Source organism: Sphingobacterium sp. UBA3519 (genome assembly GCF_002377215.1).
Lineage (GTDB): Bacteria > Bacteroidota > Bacteroidia > Sphingobacteriales > Sphingobacteriaceae > Sphingobacterium > Sphingobacterium multivorum.
The window spans coordinates 1-4,755 of sequence record NZ_DFPI01000014.1 but is presented as its reverse complement, the minus strand read 5'-3'; the positions used below and the strand labels follow the sequence as shown (position 1 = coordinate 4,755).

General features: G+C 39.6%; 4 protein-coding genes. 1 reads left to right on the top strand and 3 read right to left on the bottom strand.

What is annotated here, in order from left to right:
• Positions 1-112 precede the first annotated feature (112 nt).
• Positions 113-1,672 (bottom strand): discoidin domain-containing protein, encoded by a 1,560-nt coding sequence (locus B3297_RS07040; protein ID WP_286778665.1) that lies wholly within the window; start codon positions 1,670-1,672, stop codon positions 113-115.
• Between the two features lie 330 nt (positions 1,673-2,002).
• Here B3297_RS07040 and B3297_RS07035 point away from each other — a divergent pair, with 330 nt between their 5' ends.
• Entirely contained in the window at positions 2,003-2,506 is a 504-nt protein-coding gene (locus B3297_RS07035; RefSeq protein ID WP_070569111.1) for an SRPBCC family protein, read from the top strand.
• A gap of 9 nt (positions 2,507-2,515) precedes the next feature.
• Here the strand turns inward: B3297_RS07035 and B3297_RS07030 are convergent, their stop codons facing one another.
• A complete protein-coding gene (locus tag B3297_RS07030; protein ID WP_286778664.1) occupies positions 2,516-3,091 on the bottom strand; it encodes an acyltransferase family protein in 576 nt (191 codons plus the stop codon).
• A 5-nt stretch (positions 3,092-3,096) separates the two neighbouring features.
• Positions 3,097-3,627 carry an acyltransferase family protein gene (locus B3297_RS07025; RefSeq protein WP_286778663.1) on the bottom strand — a complete coding sequence of 177 codons (531 nt, stop codon included), beginning with the start codon at positions 3,625-3,627 and terminating at the stop codon, positions 3,097-3,099.
• Positions 3,628-4,755: the final 1,128 nt, after the last annotated feature.

Genomic DNA, 4,755 nt, shown 5'->3' with positions numbered 1-4,755 from the left:
TAAGAAATTATTCGCTAACCGCATTGATGAATCTCATTAATTCGATGATGACCAAATTTAAGAAGGCCGGTATTTTTTGTTATACCGGCCGCCTATTCTATTGGTTTAAAAACTAATATGCACCAAAATCTGCAAGATGAGAATAGAAGAAATCACCCCAGGAACTTGTCGATTCTATTTTAAGGTATTGGGTGTTAACGGAGGCATTCAGATCGACATTGATCCAGGAACCAGCAACTTTGCTCAGCTGCGTCGTTTTGATTAATGTCCAGCTTACACTATTTGTACTTGAGTAAATATTGACATCTTTCATCGCTCCATTTAAATTGTCGCGGTTACGGAAAGCAACTCCTTTCACGGTGCGTAATGCCCCCATATTGATGGAGAAGAAGTGAGGCTGCGGAGTTTGAGTGGACGACCAGGGCGTATGCCACACTGTACTTCTATTCATATCCAATACATTGCTCGCCGGTGATCCAGGCTCGTTACTATCGCTAGCGACAATTGACCAACCTGTTGTCGGTAAAAGTTTATAGGTAACAACCTTGGATAAATCGGGTACATTGTTAACGAAGTTATAAGCGTACCCTAAGGTTGTACGGCTTCCATTGGCATGGAGAAACCCTATTCTCATTTCGTAATTCCCTGTCAGATCATAAAAATCAGCTAATGGACACTCGAATCGAAAGCTATCCTGGCCAATTATTTTTGTGGCCCATTGTACGGCATCATAATCGTTGTTTACGCCAAAAGGCTCTCTATCATGCCAGACAACAATGTCATTGACCGGTTTTGTTGTCGTAAATTTCCCGGAAATGATAATCTTGTTGTTCACAAAGCTTGATGACAAGGATGTAATTTCTGCAGAAGCGGATGCATACCAGTCACTTCTTACCACAGTGCTAAATACTTGGCTATTGTTAAATGTTTCTGCTGTGGTACTGGTCAATGAGGTTGTGGAGATTCCATAGGTTGAATTGCCTGAACCAATTAAAGCCGTACCTAAAGTTGGTGCTAATGTTTTGTTCATCCTATTGTGACTGGCATTTAATCCGTGGCCCAGTTCGTGGATCATTCCACCGATCCACACAGTTGCTTTCCATCCAATATCGCCGCCTATTCCTAAGTTTTTAGCGTCCAGATTTACATAATCTAAGGCGTAGCAGCTGGTGCCTGTACCATAGAACGGCGGGCCTCCAGGATTAGCTGGATCTGTATTATACGTTGGAATAATAATTAGATTGTGCTCGCTTTTTTTTCCTGACGGATTTTGGTTAAAATAGCTGTCCACTTCTGCCTTCACTGCTCCGCTACCCCCTGAATATGGATAAGTAGCTTTGCCGTATTTTCCGGCGATGTAATGGATATTAATCAAACTGTCATTGAGTAGATCCAATCCGAAAGATTTTCTTCCGAAGCCTTCGCGATCCATATTATTTGCAAACATATTTTGAGCATCTAAGAGGATCTTGCTAAGACGCTTTCTGAAATTGGGAATGGAGTCAACATCATTTGGAACAAAATAGATGACATTCAGCTTATAGGGATTACTGCTCCATTCATTGGTTACCGAAGTTGTTGCTGCGTTTGCCTTTAGATTTCCTACACTTTCTTCGGTGTTAACCAAGGTCTTGTTGCAGGATGCAACCCCTAGTGCGAGGGTTGCAAGCATTAAATTTAAAAGTTTTCTTATAATGGTTTATATTGTGTATCAATAAATATAAATAAGGTTCTTTTATGGTGTGTAAAAAAAATAAACTTTTATCATAATTAGTTTAGTCAATCGATTGATTAATCAGCTTTGGAAATTGTTTTGTAACATTTTAATTCGTTTGGGTAGGAAATCATTAAGAATTAATAGGAAATGGACGATCTTTAACCGATGGTGTACTTGGCTTTCATCGTGGTCTTATTACATTTGATTGCATGAATAATTAAATCGTATGGAAAAAATCAAAAAACTGATATTACTGTTGGGCCAGCAGTTTTAGCTATGCAAAAAATGGAGAGAACAATTAAATTGACAGTATTTTTGCCCTATGACCAAGATCTGGTGTGGCGTGCATTGACGGAAGCAGACCTGCTTGGGGCTTGGTTTATGCCAAACGACATCGAAACCGAGACAGGACATTATTTTACGTTTAGGATGAAAGCCCAGAAGGGCTGGGATGGTATTACGAATTGCGAAATTATTTCGGCAATACCCAAGCAATATCTTGCGTATAGCTACCGGGGTGAAGCTACTGGTGAGAAAGCATTGGCCTGTGCCGGAATTCATTCGGATAAGGCAGATAAACTAACGAAAGGAATCTTCACAAAATTGGATACAGTGTTGAGCTTTTCATTAGAACCAACCTGTAGTGGGACTCTTTTTTTGAAAGTGAAACAGTCCGGTTATAAAGGCATTAAGCTGGTTTTGATCAGTTTTATTATGGAAATGGGCTGGAAAAAGCAGTTGCACAAAAAGTTACCCCATCTCTTGCAAAAGCTCAAAGCAGAGCTATAGAAACAATGATTAGTCCAATTTCTTTCTGAGCCATGTACGGACAGGTTCGTCATACCATTTCAAGCTGACATAGGCCAGTGCAATACTCGTCAGCAAAATCAATAGGGCATAAGGCAAGGCTGTCACTAGCGTCACATCCTTGTTATTGCTGATCCAGGCAACATAAAAATAGACCAAAGGATAGTGTACGAGGTATAGCGGGTAGGAGATGTCACCCAAAAACTTGCAGAGCTTATTTTCTATTCTGCTACTTGATATGTTACTTGTTCCCAAGTAAACAATCAAGGGAAATACAATGATAATGCATACAGACTCATATATCCCGTTCAACCAAAGCTGATCTGCTCCGCCTATACGAGGCATATACAACACAATGGCGATTAAAATACTGCAGTATAAAAATGCATGTCGGATACGGCTGGGATTGGTTATTCTGGATAGCAAAAGGCCCGCAAAAAAGGGATACATGGCGCGGGTGATTCCTATCCGCACTTGCTCAACATTTAACGTCCAGCCACCACTAACATCACCATTGGGACTTGTAATCGCCAAATGCGCGAGCGCCACAGCTGCGATAATGACCAAAATGCTTAAGCTGTTTTGGATAATTTACGAATACCGATAGCATAGAGAATATTGGCAATATATTCAAAAAACAATGACCAGCCAACACTATTGAGCGGGTGCATTTCCTGCCAACCACGAATATCCAAAGAGAGGGGGACGGGGAGAATCGTATAACCGATGAGCATTACGAGAAGCATTTTCCAAATCGGGACGGTATGAATAAGTGGCCAGATGGTGGAATCGGTAAAGTAGAAGCCTATCGCGCCAAGAGTCATACCCAGTATAACCATGGGCTGAAGGCGTTCAATACGGCGTTTAAAGAAAGTGCCAATCGACATTGTACGCCAGCGATCATCATAAGCATAACCGATTACAAAGCCAGATAAAAGAAAGAAAAAGTCAACTGCCAAATAGCCATGGTTTACCAAGATATCGAGGTGACCTGTTGCCAATGGCTCGGTGAGATGAAAGGTGACAACGATAATCGCCGCCAATCCTCGTAGTCCGTCTAAAATGGGATAGTGTGGTTTTGTAGAAAGGTTTTTATTATTCATGGCTTCTGATTGTATTTCGAAGATGTCGATGGACTTGCTAATTGTTTATACATGTTATCGAATGAATGGGTGAAAATAGTGAAATAACACATTTGATTTTGATAATATTGTATCAAAATCCCGATGGTTAGTCTCATTTTGCTGTGACGCAGATTCGTTTATACGGATTCACTATTCTTGTTACTGGTCTATACCGCTAGCCAGCTTATTTTCTTGTCGATGAAGTATCGCGGTATTCAATACTCCAAATTTTTATATCTTGCTGTCCGATTCACAGAGGTTTTCTTTAATCGCTATACGCAATTAAACCACGTTGTTTATTACTACATGCAATGTCAAGGATGTCATCGATCAAGGTCCAGCACTTATTCTGCTCGTTTATGTAAATATGGGGCTAAATTGCTAAACGCCCGGGTAGACAGCAGCGTTATTAATATGGTTAGCTCGATCCCTTTTTGATGGCTGCCACACTTGGCTGACAATAAATAGCTAAGGAGGCATTAAAACTGATACATTCTAATACCAATTGGGAGGTAATAACAGTTTTCAATCATTTTTTAGACAGTGATTAGTCAGTATTTGTTCAGTTCCCACTGAGTAAGCACTGAACGAGCACTGAACAATCACTGAACAAGCACTGTACTAAATTAGAATCTGATCACTCTTTGATCCTCATTTACTGCAATTAAAGATCAAACAAAAAAAAGGAAAAGGAACTACGCTTCTGTGACAAAAAAAACTGTTTCGCGGTAATAGTTTATTTAGGTATAGAGATAAAGCGAAATGATCTTTTGACATCTTTCAAAGCATCTAAAACTGGAATGTTTTAACGTTGACTACTTACATTTTTAAAACTAATCCATATACATTTAGAATTATCGGCTGTTGGATATGGAAATATCATTATAGGAAGTATTTTGAACGGAATTAAAGAATTAAAGTCATTGCGTGAAAATAAATGACATCATTAAATCGAAGTAGGATAACCTGATAAACAAATTCCACATTGATAATTATGTGGATCATACCGAAAGTTTGGGGGGTAAAGTTTTTAAGCATACAGTTTCATTACTCTATATAAGAAGAATGTGGTGTCTCTTACGCCCCGAAAGACACTCCTGAAAGCTT

Coding starts and splice junctions, on each gene's coding strand:
- B3297_RS07040 (WP_286778665.1), bottom strand. CDS start 1,672: ATGCTTGCAACCCTCGCACTAGGGGTTGCATCCTGCAACAAGACCTTG.
- B3297_RS07035 (WP_070569111.1), top strand. CDS start 2,003: ATGGAGAGAACAATTAAATTGACAGTATTTTTGCCCTATGACCAAGAT.
- B3297_RS07025 (WP_286778663.1), bottom strand. CDS start 3,627: ATGAATAATAAAAACCTTTCTACAAAACCACACTATCCCATTTTAGAC.